Source organism: Pseudomonas sp. R3-41, assembly GCF_054161485.1.
On record NZ_CP096421.1, the window covers coordinates 1,588,402 to 1,603,613 of the forward strand.

The 15,212-nt window shown below is 60.6% G+C and carries 16 protein-coding genes and 1 pseudogene; 7 read left to right on the forward strand and 10 right to left on the reverse strand.

Going from position 1 to position 15,212, the window contains the following annotated elements; genetic code table 11:
* Window positions 1–51 precede the first annotated feature (51 nt).
* Together M1D99_RS07160 and M1D99_RS07165 are read left to right on the forward strand one after the other, a co-directional pair.
* A complete protein-coding gene (locus M1D99_RS07160; protein ID WP_186706321.1) occupies window positions 52–1,053 on the forward strand; it encodes an OmpA family protein in 1,002 nt (333 codons plus the stop codon).
* 128 nt (window positions 1,054–1,181) lie between these two features.
* Complete coding sequence (locus M1D99_RS07165) at window positions 1,182–2,399, forward strand: argininosuccinate synthase (RefSeq protein ID WP_053124536.1); 1,218 nt, start codon at window positions 1,182–1,184, stop codon at window positions 2,397–2,399.
* 321 nt (window positions 2,400–2,720) lie between these two features.
* Here the strand turns inward: M1D99_RS07165 and M1D99_RS07170 are convergent.
* Window positions 2,721–2,974: pseudogene (locus tag M1D99_RS07170) on the reverse strand (hypothetical protein); the annotation flags it as partial.
* 466 nt (window positions 2,975–3,440) lie between these two features.
* Between M1D99_RS07170 and M1D99_RS07175 the strand changes: the two are divergent.
* The gene (locus M1D99_RS07175) at window positions 3,441–4,067 is read left to right on the forward strand and encodes a response regulator transcription factor (RefSeq protein WP_109753848.1); all 627 of its coding nucleotides are present in this window, start codon (window positions 3,441–3,443) and stop codon (window positions 4,065–4,067) included.
* Between the two features lie 55 nt (window positions 4,068–4,122).
* On the opposite strand, the gene M1D99_RS07180 is transcribed toward M1D99_RS07175, so the two are convergent.
* From M1D99_RS07180 to metG, 8 genes are all read right to left on the reverse strand, one after another.
* Window positions 4,123–4,308, reverse strand: a complete 186-nt coding sequence (locus M1D99_RS07180) for a PA3496 family putative envelope integrity protein (RefSeq protein ID WP_186706319.1) — start codon at window positions 4,306–4,308, stop codon at window positions 4,123–4,125.
* A gap of 107 nt (window positions 4,309–4,415) precedes the next feature.
* Window positions 4,416–5,054 (reverse strand): endonuclease III, encoded by a 639-nt coding sequence (gene nth / locus M1D99_RS07185; RefSeq protein ID WP_186706318.1) that lies wholly within the window; start codon window positions 5,052–5,054, stop codon window positions 4,416–4,418.
* Window positions 5,051–5,584: an Rnf-Nqr domain containing protein gene (locus M1D99_RS07190; RefSeq protein ID WP_434574534.1), complete on the reverse strand. Its 534-nt coding sequence runs from the start codon at window positions 5,582–5,584 to the stop codon at window positions 5,051–5,053. Before M1D99_RS07190 ends, nth begins: the two co-directional genes overlap by 4 nt.
* Window positions 5,577–6,188: an RnfABCDGE type electron transport complex subunit G gene (locus M1D99_RS07195; RefSeq protein WP_458131579.1), complete on the reverse strand. Its 612-nt coding sequence runs from the start codon at window positions 6,186–6,188 to the stop codon at window positions 5,577–5,579. Before M1D99_RS07195 ends, M1D99_RS07190 begins: the two co-directional genes overlap by 8 nt.
* Window positions 6,185–7,171, reverse strand: coding sequence for an RnfABCDGE type electron transport complex subunit D (locus M1D99_RS07200; protein ID WP_434574536.1), 987 nt, complete (start codon window positions 7,169–7,171; stop codon window positions 6,185–6,187). The genes M1D99_RS07195 and M1D99_RS07200 overlap by 4 nt, the downstream gene beginning before the upstream one ends.
* On the reverse strand, window positions 7,158–8,165 hold the full coding sequence (rsxB, locus tag M1D99_RS07205) for an electron transport complex subunit RsxB (RefSeq protein ID WP_434574537.1): 1,008 nt from the start codon (window positions 8,163–8,165) through the stop codon (window positions 7,158–7,160). Before rsxB ends, M1D99_RS07200 begins: the two co-directional genes overlap by 14 nt.
* The gene (locus M1D99_RS07210; protein WP_434574538.1) at window positions 8,162–8,734 is read right to left on the reverse strand and encodes an Rnf-Nqr domain containing protein; all 573 of its coding nucleotides are present in this window, start codon (window positions 8,732–8,734) and stop codon (window positions 8,162–8,164) included. The genes rsxB and M1D99_RS07210 overlap by 4 nt, the downstream gene beginning before the upstream one ends.
* A 129-nt stretch (window positions 8,735–8,863) precedes the next feature.
* Window positions 8,864–10,909, reverse strand: a complete 2,046-nt coding sequence (gene metG, locus M1D99_RS07215) for a methionine--tRNA ligase (protein WP_434574539.1) — start codon at window positions 10,907–10,909, stop codon at window positions 8,864–8,866.
* A 299-nt stretch (window positions 10,910–11,208) separates the two neighbouring features.
* Between metG and apbC the strand changes: the two genes are divergently transcribed.
* Window positions 11,209–12,303: an iron-sulfur cluster carrier protein ApbC gene (gene apbC, locus M1D99_RS07220; RefSeq protein ID WP_434574540.1), complete on the forward strand. Its 1,095-nt coding sequence runs from the start codon at window positions 11,209–11,211 to the stop codon at window positions 12,301–12,303.
* Window positions 12,304–12,431: 128 nt separating this feature from the next.
* On the opposite strand, the gene M1D99_RS07225 is transcribed toward apbC, so the two are convergent.
* On the reverse strand, window positions 12,432–13,190 hold the full coding sequence (locus M1D99_RS07225) for an SDR family oxidoreductase (RefSeq protein WP_186706310.1): 759 nt from the start codon (window positions 13,188–13,190) through the stop codon (window positions 12,432–12,434).
* 164 nt (window positions 13,191–13,354) lie between these two features.
* Here M1D99_RS07225 and M1D99_RS07230 point away from each other — a divergent pair, with 164 nt between their 5' ends.
* From M1D99_RS07230 to M1D99_RS07240, 3 genes are all read left to right on the forward strand, one after another.
* Window positions 13,355–14,086, forward strand: a complete 732-nt coding sequence (locus tag M1D99_RS07230; protein ID WP_434574541.1) for a HugZ family pyridoxamine 5'-phosphate oxidase — start codon at window positions 13,355–13,357, stop codon at window positions 14,084–14,086.
* Window positions 14,087–14,152: 66 nt separating this feature from the next.
* Window positions 14,153–14,629 carry an FxsA family protein gene (locus tag M1D99_RS07235; RefSeq protein WP_434574542.1) on the forward strand — a complete coding sequence of 159 codons (477 nt, stop codon included), beginning with the start codon at window positions 14,153–14,155 and terminating at the stop codon, window positions 14,627–14,629.
* 244 nt (window positions 14,630–14,873) lie between these two features.
* A complete protein-coding gene (locus M1D99_RS07240; protein ID WP_003204913.1) occupies window positions 14,874–15,167 on the forward strand; it encodes a co-chaperone GroES in 294 nt (97 codons plus the stop codon).
* Window positions 15,168–15,212: the final 45 nt, after the last annotated feature.

Genomic DNA, 15,212 nt, shown 5'->3' on the forward strand with positions numbered 1-15,212 from the left:
CATGCCCTCAAGCAGGCGTCGATCTTTGTATTAAAGTCAGTGGAGCCTCCCGTGCGCCAGCGTTATCTAGCCTTGCTCAGTGTGTTTGCCAGCCTTCCCGCCATGGCGCTCACTTTCCAGACCCGTCTGGAGAGCATCGAGTGGACGGTCGAAGGCGACAAGTTCGAGTGCCGGCTGAGCCAGCCGATCACCGATTTTGGCAGCGGCGAATTCGTGCGCAAGGCGGGGGAGCAGGCCACGTTCCGCCTCAAGGCTTATAACCCGATGCTCGGTGGTGGCTCCGCAACGTTGCTCGCGGCCGCGGCGCCCTGGCAGCCAGGACGGGGCGATATCAACCTGGGCTCGGTCAGGATCGGCAGCGGCGATGTGCTGTTCGACAGTTCCCAGGTACAGGCAGGCCGACTGATCAGCGGGTTGATGGAAGGCCGCAGCCCCGTGGTTCGACGCAACACCGAGGATGGGCGCGTTTCCGAAGTTCGGCTGCTGCCCGTGCGCTTCAACAAGGCGTTCAACGATTACCAGGGCTGCGTGGCGAAACTGTTGCCGAAAAACTTCGAACAGATCAAGCAAACCCAGATCGGCTTCCCCGGAGAGGGGATTGAGCTGGATGCTCGGGCCAAGGCTCAGTTGCAGGTCATGCTCGACTTTATCAAGGCAGACCCGAGCGTCAATCATGTCGAGCTTGATGGCCATTCCGACAACAGTGGCAACCGCCTGACCAACCGTGAGCTTTCACGCCGTCGGGCCCTGGCGGTTCAGGACTTCTTCAAGGCCAACGGCTTCCAGGAGTCCCAGTTCACCGTGCGCTTCCACGGCGAGCGTTATCCGCTGGTCGCCAATACCAACGCCGCCAATCGGGCCAAGAACCGTCGTGTCGTCGTAAAACTGGAGCGAGTGGCGGCCACCCAGGCCCCGGCGCCACAACCGCCAACACCAGCGGCAACGCCTGCATCACCTGCTGTGGCACCCGCTGCTGCGCCGGGCAAGACGGCGGCGCCGGTTGTCCCGGCCAAGGCGGTTGCGCCTGCTGCGACGGCTGCGCGCACTTCCTGATCCCGCGCGGATCGTCGCGCAGTCGACATAATCTGTCGCTTCGTCGTCATAAGCTGTCGCGCCTCTGTAAATTATCCGCGCTGGACGTTAGACTTCCCGGCTTTCCGTACAACCCGTGGAGTGATGGCATGGCGGACGTAAACAAGGTCGTTCTGGCGTATTCCGGCGGCCTGGACACTTCGGTGATCCTCAAGTGGCTGCAGGACACATATAACTGCGAAGTGGTGACCTTCACCGCTGACCTGGGGCAGGGCGAAGAAGTCGAGCCTGCACGCGCCAAGGCCCAGGCCATGGGCGTCAAAGAGATCTACATCGATGACCTGCGCGAAGAATTCGTCCGCGACTTCGTGTTCCCGATGTTCCGCGCCAACACCGTTTACGAAGGCGAGTACCTGCTGGGTACGTCCATCGCCCGTCCGTTGATCGCCAAGCGCCTGATCGAAATCGCCAACGAAACCGGCGCCGACGCCATTTCCCACGGCGCCACCGGCAAAGGCAACGACCAGGTGCGTTTCGAACTGGGCGCCTATGCCCTCAAGCCGGGTGTGAAGGTCATTGCACCGTGGCGTGAATGGGACCTGCTGTCTCGCGAAAAACTGATGGACTACGCCGAGAAGCACGCGATCCCGATCGAGCGCCACGGCAAGAAAAAGTCTCCGTACTCGATGGACGCCAACCTGCTGCACATCTCCTATGAAGGCGGCGTGCTGGAAGACACCTGGACCGAGCACGAAGAAGACATGTGGCGTTGGACCGTCTCTCCGGAGAAGGCCCCAGATACCCCGCAGTACCTGGAACTGACCTATCGCAACGGCGATATCGTCGCACTGGACGGCGTGGAAATGAGCCCGGCCACCGTGCTGGCGACCCTGAACCGCATCGGCGGCGAACACGGCATCGGTCGCCTGGACATCGTCGAGAACCGTTATGTCGGCATGAAGTCCCGCGGCTGCTACGAAACCCCGGGCGGCACCATCATGCTGCGCGCCCACAGGGCGATCGAATCGATCACCCTGGACCGCGAAGTGGCCCACCTCAAGGATGAGTTGATGCCCAAGTACGCCAGCCTGATCTACACCGGCTACTGGTGGAGCCCTGAGCGTCTGATGCTGCAACAGATGATCGACGCTTCCCAGACCAACGTGAACGGCGTGGTACGCCTGAAGCTGTACAAGGGCAACGTGATCGTGACCGGGCGCAAGTCCGACGACTCGCTGTTCGATGCCAACATCGCGACCTTCGAAGAGGACGGTGGTGCCTACAACCAGGCCGACGCCGCCGGCTTCATCAAGCTCAACGCACTGCGCATGCGCATCGCTGCGAACAAGGGTCGCAAGCTGTTCTGACCTTGGCTACCCAAAAAAACGGCCTGCCTTGAGCAGGCCGTTTTTTTTGTCCTCTTTTTTTGTGCATGCCGCAGGTTCGTACCCGATGGCTCATTTATCCTGCCCGTGGGCTGCAAGATCTGTCTGGTTGTAGATGATGTACACGACGATGCCGGCGTGCCTTGAATGCTCCGATCGACAGGTCTCGATCAAGCGCTGGGATTGGCTGCATAAGGTACACAGGGTGTCCGGCGATTCACGGCTGTGTCGATGCAGGCCTATCAGCAGCAGTCGTAGCTCCTTGCCCGTCTGGCGCAGCATTCGTTTACGCCGACCGGTCGTGTCATCCATGGTCTTTATAAAGTGTTTGCTCTTGCGAAAATCCGAAGGTGAATACAAGGAGCGATAATTGAAGTTGAGTGTGATGAAAAAAGCAGCAACAGATAAAACGGAAAGCTGATCAGGAACCAGAGGTAATACTCGCGATCCTGATCATCCAGGAACGGCAGGGAAATCGCCGCGGAAGTTTCGGATAAAGTTGCGAATATGGCGATAAGGGTCATGGGGTGGGTGATGGTTTTCAAAGGTTTGTTCATGGTTAATGCTCATGGAATATTCATGCTCGGTGAGTAAAGTGAAAAAGAGTGTTTTGGGATAATAAGGTGTCGTGATAACCGTCAGGGATGCTGGCGTTTAATGTCAGGTGCCTGAGCGTCTTTTATATATGAATTCCTGTTGCTGAAGTGAGGTGTGGCAGTTTTAACAGCAAACAATTCAGTTACTCTTTATGAATAAAGAGCTTTCCGGCGGTCGGTCCGCGCCGGGCAGGGCGGTGAAAGAGCGCATTATTCGTGGGGGATACCGGAGGGTTGGTGAGGTCGATCTTTCTCTGAAAAAAATTCAGGACACATTTTTCCTGCCAGAATTTGTAGGAATTTTCTGCATATCTTGTAGGTTCTGTCTCTCGGTGCGAGCGGTCAGGGGGGGGCAGTATGCCAAGGTAGAAATGACTAGGCTATTGTGCGTGCTCTAAAAATTCGAACAGCGAAGTTGGATTTGCCCATGAATAAAGTGCTGATCGTGGATGATCATCCCGTCATTCGTCTTGCTGTACGTTTGCTGATGGAGCGTCATGGATATGAGGTCGTTGCCGAAACCGACAACGGCGTCGATGCGCTACAACTTGCTCGTGAACTTATGCCCGACATCGTCATTCTTGATATCGGCATTCCGAAACTGGACGGGCTGGAGGTTATTGCCCGTTTGGCGGCCATTCCTTCATCAATGAAAGTGCTGGTGCTGACTTCCCAGGCGCCTGGACATTTTTCGATGCGCTGCATGCAAACGGGGGCGGCCGGGTATGTCTGCAAGCAACAGGACCTTACTGAGTTATTAAGTGCAATAAAGGCAGTGCTGTCCGGTTACAGTTACTTTCCCAACCAGGCACTGCACACGGTGCGATCGAGCCTGGGTAATGCCAGCGAGTCCGATATGGTTGATCGGTTATCGGGGCGGGAAATGATGGTCTTGCAGCAACTGGCGCGCGGCAAGACCAACAAGGAAATCGCCGATGGAATGTTCTTGAGCAACAAGACCGTCAGTACTTACAAGACGCGTCTGTTATTGAAACTCAATGCCCGTTCGCTGGTCGACCTGATCGAACTGGCGCAGCGCAATGGGTTGGTGTGAGGCTTCAGGTCACGCGTACTTAGTAAAAAGCCTCCATCGGGGAGGCTTTTACGTGTCAGAGATCAAAATCGTATTCGGCCAGTTGCTTCTGTAAACGACGCTCTTCCAACAGGTTATCGATGGTGCGCCGCTTGCTCAGGTTGGTTTTCGCCACTTCCGGCACGGCCACAGGTTCGACGTCGTCGGCTTCAGCGGCGGTGAATTCGTCTTCTACATCCAGTTGTTCTTTGCCAGCACTCATGGGTTCGACTCCAGGCTAAGACTGCCATTGGCGCTCCTTATATCGATAAACCACGAGCGGGTAAAAAAGATTTTTTCAATCGATGGATCGAGAAAAGCAATAGCGCCTCAATCGTCCGACGTCTTGTGCTTGTATTCGCATAAATCTTCGATCCGGCAACTGCCGCAGCGGGGCTTGCGGGCCAGGCAGACGTAGCGTCCGTGGAGGATGAGCCAGTGATGGGAGTCCAGCAGGTATTCCTTGGGGACAAATTTCATCAGCTTCTTCTCCACTTCCACCACGTTTTTGCCGGGGGCCAGCCCGGTACGGTTGCTGACGCGGAAAATGTGGGTGTCGACGGCCATGGTCAATTGCCGAAATGCGGTGTTGAGCACGACGTTGGCGGTTTTGCGACCGACGCCTGGAAGGGCCTCCAGCGCTTCACGGGTCTGGGGGATTTCACTGCCGTGGCGCTCGATCAGCAGGCGGCAGGTTTCAATCACGTTTTTAGCCTTGCTGTTGAACAGGCCGATGGTCTTGATGTACTCGGACAACCCTTCAACGCCCAGGGCATGGATCGCCTCTGGGGTATTGGCGACCGGGAACAGTTTGGCCGTGGCCTTGTTGACGCCGACGTCGGTGGACTGCGCCGACAGGATGACCGCGATCAGCAACTCGAACGGAGAGGAATAGGCCAGTTCGGTTTTCGGCTCCGGGTTGTCTTCGTGAAAGCGACGGAATATTTCCAGGCGTTTTGCGGCGTTCATGGGCGCGGCGTTTCCTCGAGGGTTGAAGGGGATTTGGCGGCCGTCCAAGCCTGTCGGGCGGCCAGCAGCAGCCCGAGCAGAATGAACCCGCCAGGAGCGAGCAAGGCCAGGGGCAGGCCGCTGCCGATCAGTTCACGGATGGCGCCCAGGCTGATCATCAAGAGGCCGAACACCTCAACCAGCCGCAGGCGCACAAGCAGGCCAGACTCAACGAAGAACCCACCATGCTCCAGCGCCACGCAGCTCAGGGCGATCCAGCCCATGTACAGGCTCAGCGGTTGATACAGTTCCAGCGCCCAGGCCTGAATGAGCAAGCCTGTACAGGTGGCCAGGGTGGTGGCCAGCACAATGGCTGCGAGCAGCCTTTGCCCGGACGTCAGGCGCTGCCGGACAAGCCCCATTGCCAAGCCTTGGCAGGAGAGAATCAGCGTCCAGGCCAGCCATAGCGCCAGTGCGCCGACTAATGAATGACTAGCGCCAACCAACGGGACGAGCAGCAGGCCGCGTGTCAGGCCCCATGGCTTATTCATCCGCAGACACTCCCGTTAACTGGGCCTTGTGCTCGTCGAAATAACGCAACGCGTCATGAACCGCCTGGAGCACCGCCCGGGACGTCACCGTTGCGCCGGTCAATTGATCGAACTGACCCTGGTCCTTTTTCAAGGCCCAGCCGCTGTCATCAGGCGCCTGGCGTGATTTGCCGGTGAAGGTCTGCAACCAGGCGTTCGGCCAGCCGGCAATCGCCGCGCCCAACCCGGGCGTCTCGGCTTGGCGCAGGGTCTTGACCCCCAGCAACCGGCCTTGTGGATCGATGGCGACCAGCAATTCGATGCTGCCTTCATAACCCAGCGCCTGGCTACGCAGCAGCACGGCGCTGGGCTGGCTGTTGCGGGTCGCCAGGTAACCGCCCAACAGCGTGCTATGGGCCAGGGTTACCGCGGTTGTGAAAACGGGGCGCGCCAACGGCTGATTGTCATAGCGGGCAGTGGGCAGTACCTCGAGCAAGGTCTTGTTCGCCAGCATCTGTCGCTGGGCCTCGATGCGCCCGGCCGTAGCAAGGTGCGTGAGGTAAGTGGCACCGCTACCGAGGCCAATCAACAGGATCAGGATTGCCATGCCGCCGGGATTCTTCATGTCAGCGGTCGCCGTTGTCGCGCCTCGGCGAATCGGTCCAGTGCCGGCACGCCGAGGTTCATCAGCAACACGGCGAACGCTACGCCGTCCGGGTAGCCGCCCCAGGTTCGGATCAGGTAGATCAGCAGTCCCATGCCCGCACCAAACAGCAGCCGGGCAAGCGGGGTCTTGGCCCCCGAGACCGGTTCGGTCGCGATAAAAAAGGCGCCGAGCATGGTCGCGCCGCTGAACAGATGAAACAGCGGTGAACCATGGGAATCGGAACCCGACCCGTTCCAGCACAACAGGCTGATGATGAACAGGCTCGCCAGCAGGCCCACCGGCGCATGCCAACTGAACACCCGTTGCTGCAACAGGAACAGGCCGCCTGCCAGGAAGGCCAGATTGACCCATTCGGCGCCTCGACCACCGAAACGCCCGAACGCCGGATCGGTGCCGAACAGTTCATCGATGGTCAGGTTCGTGTTGATCCGCAGGCTGTCCAAGGCGGTCGCCCCGGCCCAGGCATCGGGCGCCGGATGAGTGCCGAACACTTGTTGCAAACCTTCCAGCAGGCCCATGCCGTGGGGCGCGGGCCATTGACTCATCTGGGCGGGAAACGCCACCAGCACCAAGGCGTATCCGAGCATCGCCGGGTTGAACGGGTTGCTGCCGACGCCGCCCCACAGGTGCTTGCCGAACAGCAAGGCGCAGGCGGCCGCCGTGACGGTCAGCCACCAGGGGCAATACGCCGGCAAGGCCAGGGCCAGCAGCGTGGCACTGACCAGCGCGCTGCCATCGTTCAGTTCGGGTTTGAGTGGTCGCTGCCGCACACACAACACGAACGCTTCGACCGCCAGCGCGGTGAGGCCGGACAATAGCAGGTTGAGCGCCACGCCCCAGCCTTGGAACCACAGCAGCGCCAGCACGCCGGGCAGCGTCGCCAGCAACACTTGCATCATCGCTGGTCGCAGCCGTTCGTCCACCGGCTCAGGAAGCGGCATGGGCGTCCACCTGGCGTTCGGCATCCTTCACCGCTTGCTCCAGCGCCTGCAACTGTTCATCCGACACCGCGGCCGTCCGGGCTTTGCTGAGTTCGGCGCGGCGCATCGCCAGTTGGATCTTGGCCCGCTTCAGCTCGGCGTTTTGCGCCGGTGCCGGGGGCGCGGTGACCGCAGGTGCGGCGTTTTCCAGTTGGCTCAGGGCCTGCTCGGCGGCTTCGAACTGGCGTTGCAGCACGATCAGTTGCGATTGCTGCTCGAAGGTCGGCGGATGGCCGAACGCTTTCAAGGATTTGTTCAATTGCGCCCGGCTCATGGCCAGGTCGATCTTGGCTTTTTTCAAGGCGGCATCGGCGGTGGCGGCTTTTTGCGCGCGTACGCGTTCCAATGCGACTTGTACGGGGTCGAGCGACGGCTCCTTGGCCTGCGCCGCCCTGTGGGTACGGGCCAAGCGCTCCGCCTGGCGCTGTTCTTCTTCACGGCGCAGGCGCGCATTGCGTTGTTCGAAGCGACGTCGGGCGTGGTTGCGCTTGGCGGTTCGCGCCTGCTGCTCATCGGTACTGAAGGCCAGGCCACCGACAATCGGCAGCACGGTCGCCATTGGCAGGGGGTGCATCTCGATGCAATCGACCGGGCAGGGCGCCACGCAAAGGTCGCAACCTGTGCATTCATCGATGAGAACGGTGTGCATCAGCTTGGCCGCGCCAACAATCGCGTCCACCGGACAGGCCTGGATGCACTTGGTACAGCCGATGCATTCGGCTTCGCGGATAAAGGCGATTTGCGCCGGGGCCGCGCCGCGGCTGGTGTCCAGTTCCAGCACGGGTATTTTCATCAGCTCGGCCAGGGCCGCGATGGTTTCGCGCCCACCGGGCGGACATTTGTTGATCGGCTCGCCTTGGGCGATGCCTTCGGCGTAAGGCTTGCACCCTGGGTGGCCGCATTTGCCGCATTGGGTTTGCGGCAGCAGGGCATCGATACGTTGAATCAGGCTCATGTCTTGACCAGCCCGCGCAATCCGAGAAAGACCACCGCCATCAGTCCGGCGCTGATCAACTGAATCGGCAGGCCCCGAAAGGGCAGGGCAATAGCGTTATTGGAGGTGCGCTGGCGCAAATCGTCGAACAGGCTCAGCACCAGCCAGAAACCCAGCCCGGCACCCAGGCTCAGGGCCATGGCGTGGCCCAGGCCTCGGTCATCCTGGCTGTTGAGCAGCGTCACGCCCATTACGCCGGCATTGCCCAGCAACAGCGGCCACAGCCCATCGAATGGCAGGGTCGGCAGCCAGCGCGCCAGCAGGCGCAGCAAGGGGGCGATCAGCAAGATGCTCAAGGACAGCCACGCCAACAGGCGCAGCGACACCAGGTTTGTCGGCATCAACAGCCCATGTTCGATCAGGTAGCCCAGGGTGCCGACGACCAGCATCAAGCACGTCGTCGCCAGGCCCAAGGCGTGCACCTGCTTTCTGCCGCTGGCCGCCAGCAGTGGATCGACGCCCAGCGGCCAGTGCAACACCAGGTTGTTGATCAGGGCAGCGCTAAACAGCGTGAGGAGGATTTCGGTCATGGGCGTGTTGGTGACGAGGGGCCTGTTACAAGATTAGGCATTATCCGGCACGCCGGGCGCGTGGGCCAGATATGAAAATCCCACAGCCACCTGCGAGGCGACTGTGGGATCGGTGCGGCGGAAGTCGTATTACTTGATCCGCTGGCCCGGCTTGGCGCCGCTGTCAGGGCTCAACAGGTAGATTTCCTCACCGCCGGGGCCCGCCGCCATCACCATGCCTTCGGAGATGCCGAAGCGCATTTTGCGCGGCTTGAGGTTGGCGATCATCATCGTCAACCGACCTTCAAGCTTGGCCGGGTCCGGGTAGGCGCTCTTGATGCCGGAGAACACGTTGCGTTGCTCGTCGCCGATGTCCAGGGTCAGGCGCAACAGCTTGTCCGCTCCTTCGACGGCTTCGGCCTTGAGGATCAGCGCCACGCGCAGGTCAACGGCGGCGAAGGCATCGAAATCGATTTCCGGCGACAGCGGGTCCTTGGCCAGTTCGCCGTTGCCGGCAGGGGCGCCGGTGTCGGTCTGGCTGGCGGCCAGGTCTTCCTTGGAGGCGTCGATCATGGCTTGGACCTTGGCGGAATCGATACGGGTCATCAACGGCTTGAACTCGTTCAACTGATGGTTGCTCAGCAGGGTCTGGTGGTCGTTCCAGGTCAGCGGCGCAACGTTCAGGAACGCTTCGGCATCGGCGGCCAGCAACGGCAGTACCGGCTTGAGGAAGATCACCAACTGGCGGAACAAGTTGATGCCCAGGGCGCAGATGGCCTGGACTTCGTCCTGCTTGCCTTCCTGCTTGGCCAGCGACCAAGGGGCCTTGTCGGCGATCCAGGCGTTGGCGCGGTCGGCCAGGGCCATGATTTCGCGCATGGCGCGGGCAAAATCGCGGCTCTCGTAGGCTTCGGCGATGCTGGGCGCGGCCGCCAGGAAGGCGTCGGTCAGTTCCGGCGCGGCGTTACCGGCGACCAGGACGCCGGCGTTGCCCTTGTGGATGAAGCCGGCGCAACGGCTGGCAATGTTGACGACCTTGCCCACCAGGTCGGAGTTGACCTTTTGCACGAAGTCTTCGAGGTTCAAGTCCAGGTCATCGACGCCACGGCCGAGCTTGGCGGCGTAGTAGTAGCGCAGGTATTCCGGCGACAGGTGGTCCAGGTAGGTCCGGGCCTTGATGAAGGTACCGCGGGACTTGGACATTTTCTGCCCGTTGACGGTCAGGTAACCGTGGACGTTGATGGCGGTCGGCTTGCGGAAACCGGCACCTTCGAGCATCGCTGGCCAGAACAGCGCATGGAAATTGACGATGTCCTTGCCGATGAAGTGATACACCTCGGCGGTGGAGTCCTTGCCCCAGAACGCGTCGAAGTCCAGCTCCGGTGTGCGGTCGCACAGGTTCTTGAAGCTCGCCATGTAGCCGATGGGCGCATCCAGCCACACGTAGAAATACTTGCCAGGCTCGCCGGGGATTTCAAAGCCGAAGTACGGTGCATCGCGGGAAATGTCCCACTCTTGCAGGCCGGAGTCGAGCCATTCGGCGAGCTTGTTGGCCACCGCGTCGTGCAAGGTGCCACTGCGGGTCCAGGTTTGCAGCATCGCCTGGAAATCCGGCAGCTTGAAGAAGAAATGCTGGGAATCCCGGAGCACCGGGGTGGCGCCGGAAATCGCCGACTTCGGGTCTTTCAGGTCGGTCGGTGCGTAGGTGGCGCCGCATTTCTCGCAATTGTCGCCGTACTGGTCTTCGGTGCCGCATTTCGGGCAGGTGCCCTTGATGAAGCGGTCGGCCAGGAACATGTTCTTTTCCGGGTCGAAATATTGGGTGACAGAACGGGTGGCGATATGCCCGGCGTCACGCAGCTTCAGATAGATCTGGCTCGACAGCTCACGGTTTTCTTCGGCGTGAGTGGAGTGGAAGTTGTCGAAGTCCACCAGGAACTCGGCAAAGTCGGCGCTGTGTTCAGCCTGGACGTTGGCGATCAGCTGTTCCGGGGTGATGCCTTCCTTTTCCGCACGCAGCATGATGGCCGAACCGTGGGCGTCGTCGGCGCAGACATAGATGCACTGGTTGCCGCGATGTTTCTGGAAGCGCGTCCACATATCGGTCTGGATGTATTCCAGCATATGGCCGAGGTGAATCGAACCATTGGCATAGGGCAGGGCGCTGGTGACGAGGATCTTGCGTGGCTCGGACATGGGGCTCGGCTACTTGATGAAACGGAGGTCGGCCACTATAAAGCGCCGGCGGCTTTTTTTCACCCTTCGGGGCTGTTTGTGGCGAGGGAGCTTGCTCCCGCTGGGGGGCGAAGCCGCCCCAAAATGGTTCTACGCCCTGGCGTATCGGCAGCGTCAGCCTCGTTGCGACTGCTGCGCAGCCGAGCGGGAGCAAGCTCCCTCGCCACAAGAGCGTTCGCCGGCCTTAATCGGGTCGCCACAAAAGCACGCGCGGCGTAGGATAGCGGCCTGTTTTTCAAGTCTTGCTATCGGAGTTGCCCATGAGCGCCGTCAACCGCGCAGCGGTGGAAACCGTCCTTCGCCAGTACACCGACCCCTACCTGAACCAAGACCCGGTCAGCGCCGGATGCGTGCGCGCCATCGACATCCAGGGCGATCGCGTCAGCGTCCAGCTGGAAATCGGCTACGCCGCCGACCTGTTCAAGAGCGGCTGGGCGCAGATGCTGCAAATGGCGATCGAAGGCCTGGACGGCGTGACAGCCGCGACTGTCCAGATCACCAGCGTCATCGCCGCGCACAAGGCCCAGGCCCAGGTGCCGGGGCTGGCGAACGTCAAGAACGTGATCGCCGTGGCCTCGGGCAAGGGCGGCGTGGGCAAGTCCACCACCGCCGCCAACCTGGCCCTGGCCCTGGCCCGTGAAGGGGCGAAGGTCGGGATTCTCGATGCGGACATCTACGGTCCGAGCCAGGGCATCATGTTCGGGATCGCCGAGGGCACCCGGCCCCAGGTCAAGGATCAGAAGTGGTTCGTGCCGCTGCAATCCCATGGCGTGGAAGTCATGTCCATGGCCTTCCTGACCGACGACAACACGCCGATGGTCTGGCGCGGGCCGATGGTGTCCGGTGCCTTGCTGCAACTGGTCACGCAAACCGCGTGGGGCGACCTGGATTACCTGGTGATCGACATGCCGCCGGGCACTGGCGATATCCAACTGACCCTGGCGCAGAAAGTCCCGGTGGCCGGTGCGGTGATCGTCACTACCCCCCAGGACCTGGCCCTGCTGGACGCGCGCAAGGGCGTGGAGATGTTCCGCAAGGTGAACATTCCGGTGCTGGGCGTGGTAGAGAACATGGCCGTGCACATCTGCTCCAATTGCGGCCATGCCGAGCACCTGTTCGGCGAAGGTGGCGGGGAAAAACTGGCGACCCAGTACGGCGTCGAATTGCTGGCTTCGCTGCCGCTGTCGATGGTGATCCGTGAACAGGCCGACGGCGGCAAACCGACGGTCATCGCCGAACCGGACAGCCAGATCGCCATGGTCTATCAGGAACTGGCCCGCCACGTGGGCGCGCGGATCGTGTTGCAGGAAGCGGCATCGCCGGCGATGCCGAATATCACCGTCAGCGACGATTGATGCTTTGAAACACAATCCCCTGTGGGAGCGGGCTTGCTCGCGAATGCAGTGTGTCATTCAACGAATAAGTTGACTGATCCAGCGCATTCGCGAGCAAGCCCGCTCCCACATTGGGTTATGCAGTGGGCTTAGATCCGCATCCCGCCATCCATCTCCAGGATCCGACCGGTGTAGTAGTCGTTCTCAAAGATATAGGCGGCCGAATGGGCAATTTCCTCGGGTTTCCCCATGCGCTTGAGCGGGATCGCGGAGGTCATTCTTTCCAGGGCCTCGGGCTTCATGCCCAGGGTCATCTCGGTTTCGATGAAACCCGGTGCAATGCCCGCCACACGGATGCCGTAGCGCGCCAGCTCCTTGGCCCAGGTCACGGTCGCTGCGGCCACGCCGGCCTTGGCAGCCGAGTAGTTGGTCTGGCCGACATTGCCGGCGCGGGAGATCGACGAGATATTGATGATGGCGCCGCTGTTCTTCAGCTCGACCATTTTCGCCGCCACTTCACGGGTGCACAGGAACACACCGGTGAGGTTGACATCGATCACCGCCTGCCACTGGGCCAGGCTCATCTTGGTCATTTCGCCGTCCTTGACCTTGAGCAGCAGGCCGTCGCGCAGGATCCCGGCGTTGTTGATCAAGCCGTGGATCGCGCCGAAGTCCTCGGCCACCCGGGCGACCATGTCGATCACCTGATCTTCATTGGCGACGTTGCACAGGTAGGCACGGGCCTCGACGCCCTTGGCCGCGCAGGCGGCCACCGCCTGGTCGAGTTTTTCCTGGTTGAGGTCCACCAGGGCCAGCTTCGCGCCTTTACCCGCGAAATACTCGGCCATGGAGCGACCCAAGCCCTGGCAACCGCCGGTGATAATGATTACTTTGTCAGTGAGTTGCATTCTCATGTCCAGATGGCGCAGCGGTGGAGGGGACCCTTTGGGCGGCCTCTCGATTCGCGACGGTGTAGCCCGACTGCACACGAGAATCGTCCCCTAGGTGTACCGGAACATTACTCCAGTCGCCTGACCGTTTTCTAGACGGATTTTATAAAAGGAGTCATAAATTGAGCGTTGAAGCTGCCAAGCATGCCCGGGAACTGCTGCTCAAGGAATACCGTGGAATGCTCTCCACGCATTCCAAATCGATGCCCGGTTTTCCGTTCGGTTCCGTCGTGCCCTATTGCCTGGACGCAGAAGGCCGGCCGCTGATCCTGATCAGCCGCATTGCCCAGCACACGCACAATCTGCAAAAAGACCCCAAGTGTTCGATGCTGGTGGGCGAGCGCGGTGCCGAGGATGTGCAGGCCGTCGGGCGCCTGACTTACCTGGCCGAGGCCCGGAAACTCGAAGACAGCGACGCCATCGAGGCGGCCGCCGAGCGTTATTACCGCTATTTCCCTGACTCGCAGAACTACCACAAGGCCCATGACTTCGATTTCTGGGTGCTTGACCCGGTGCGCCATCGCTACATCGGCGGCTTCGGCGCCATTCACTGGATCGACTCGCTCACCCTGGCCAATCCCTTCGCCGGCAAGGCCGAAGCCAGCATGATCGAGCACATGAACGCCGATCACGCCAAGGCCATTGCCCATTACGTGGAGCTGGCCGGCCTGCCGAAAAGCGAACCGGCGCAACTGGTGGGCATCGACAGCGAAGGCATGCACCTGCGTATCGGGCAGGGCTTGCACTGGCTGGCGTTTCCAACGCCTTGCAACACGCCGACACAAGTACGCGAAGCCTTGGTTTACCTGGCTCACGCCGAGCAATGGCCAAAAAATGCCGAGGCCGACGCTTGAATTCACGAAAGGTCGACGTCATTTAGGTTTTCATAGCAAGGCATTCTTGCGTAGAGGAACCCTTTGATGCGCCCTTTTTTGTTGCTCTTTCTGCTGTTCCCGGTGTTGGAGCTGTTCGTATTCGTCAAGGTCAGCGGTGCGATCGGGTTTTTCCCGGCGCTGCTGCTGGTCATTCTCGGCTCGATGCTCGGCGTGTTCGTGCTGCGCATTGCCGGTCTCGCCACGGCGCTGCGTGCCCGTGAAAGCCTGACCCGTGGCGAGCTGCCCGCCCAGACCATGCTCGAAGGCCTGATGCTGGCCTTGGGTGGCGGCCTGTTGATCCTGCCAGGCTTCATCAGCGACGTGCTGGGCCTAGTCATGCTGTTGCCGTTCACCCGTCGGTTGCTGGCCAATAAAATGCGCCAGCGCGCCGAGGAGCAGGCGATGCGCCAACGGGCCTTCGCTGATGACCTCCAGCCCCGCGGCGGGCCGGCTCCGCGCGAGCCCGTGGGTCGTGAGCCCAACGTGATCGAAGGTGAATTCGAACACCGGGATTCCAAGTAAAACTTTCTCCACGGCGCCTTCGGGCGCCGTGTTCGTTTTGGCTGCGTGAAGTAAAAAATTTTCTGCTTGCGCCCTTGTAATCCACTTGTACGCCCTTATGTAACGGTCACCGCAAGGTTTCCGGTGGCGACACCGGACAGACTTCCGCGGTTCGACTGACGAACCGCAACCGGCTCTGCCGGCTTTGTTAAACCCGCCGGGACTACACCGGCCGATGAAAACCAAAAATTAGGAGAGATCGACAATGAAGCTTCGTCCTCTGCATGACCGCGTCGTCATCCGTCGCAGCGAAGAAGAGAAGAAAACCGCTGGCGGTATCGTCCTGCCAGGTTCGGCTGCTGAAAAAGCCAACCACGGTGAAGTTCTCGCTGTAGGTCCAGGCAAGGCACTGGAAAACGGTGAAGTACGTGCGCTGGCCGTGAAAGTGGGTGACAAGGTTGTGTTCGGCCCTTACTCCGGCAGCAACACAGTGAAAGTCGACGGCGAAGACCTGCTGGTAATGAGCGAGAACGAAATCCTCGCTGTTCTCGAAGGCTGATTCCCCCGCCCATTTTCCCGTTACTACAAAGTATTTAAGGAATAT

What these genes read in the sequence shown, in the direction of transcription:
- M1D99_RS07165 (WP_053124536.1), top strand. Translation starts at nt 1,182, where the DNA reads ATGGCGGACGTAAACAAGGTCGTTCTGGCGTATTCCGGCGGCCTGGAC.
- M1D99_RS07175 (WP_109753848.1), top strand. Translation starts at nt 3,441, where the DNA reads ATGAATAAAGTGCTGATCGTGGATGATCATCCCGTCATTCGTCTTGCT.
- M1D99_RS07180 (WP_186706319.1), bottom strand. Translation starts at nt 4,308, where the DNA reads ATGAGTGCTGGCAAAGAACAACTGGATGTAGAAGACGAATTCACCGCC.
- nth (WP_186706318.1), bottom strand. Translation starts at nt 5,054, where the DNA reads ATGAACGCCGCAAAACGCCTGGAAATATTCCGTCGCTTTCACGAAGAC.
- M1D99_RS07190 (WP_434574534.1), bottom strand. Translation starts at nt 5,584, where the DNA reads ATGAATAAGCCATGGGGCCTGACACGCGGCCTGCTGCTCGTCCCGTTG.
- M1D99_RS07195 (WP_458131579.1), bottom strand. Translation starts at nt 6,188, where the DNA reads ATGAAGAATCCCGGCGGCATGGCAATCCTGATCCTGTTGATTGGCCTC.
- M1D99_RS07200 (WP_434574536.1), bottom strand. Translation starts at nt 7,171, where the DNA reads ATGCCGCTTCCTGAGCCGGTGGACGAACGGCTGCGACCAGCGATGATG.
- rsxB (WP_434574537.1), bottom strand. Translation starts at nt 8,165, where the DNA reads ATGAGCCTGATTCAACGTATCGATGCCCTGCTGCCGCAAACCCAATGC.
- M1D99_RS07210 (WP_434574538.1), bottom strand. Translation starts at nt 8,734, where the DNA reads ATGACCGAAATCCTCCTCACGCTGTTTAGCGCTGCCCTGATCAACAAC.
- metG (WP_434574539.1), bottom strand. Translation starts at nt 10,909, where the DNA reads ATGTCCGAGCCACGCAAGATCCTCGTCACCAGCGCCCTGCCCTATGCC.
- apbC (WP_434574540.1), top strand. Translation starts at nt 11,209, where the DNA reads ATGAGCGCCGTCAACCGCGCAGCGGTGGAAACCGTCCTTCGCCAGTAC.
- M1D99_RS07225 (WP_186706310.1), bottom strand. Translation starts at nt 13,190, where the DNA reads ATGCAACTCACTGACAAAGTAATCATTATCACCGGCGGTTGCCAGGGC.
- M1D99_RS07235 (WP_434574542.1), top strand. Translation starts at nt 14,153, where the DNA reads ATGCGCCCTTTTTTGTTGCTCTTTCTGCTGTTCCCGGTGTTGGAGCTG.
- M1D99_RS07240 (WP_003204913.1), top strand. Translation starts at nt 14,874, where the DNA reads ATGAAGCTTCGTCCTCTGCATGACCGCGTCGTCATCCGTCGCAGCGAA.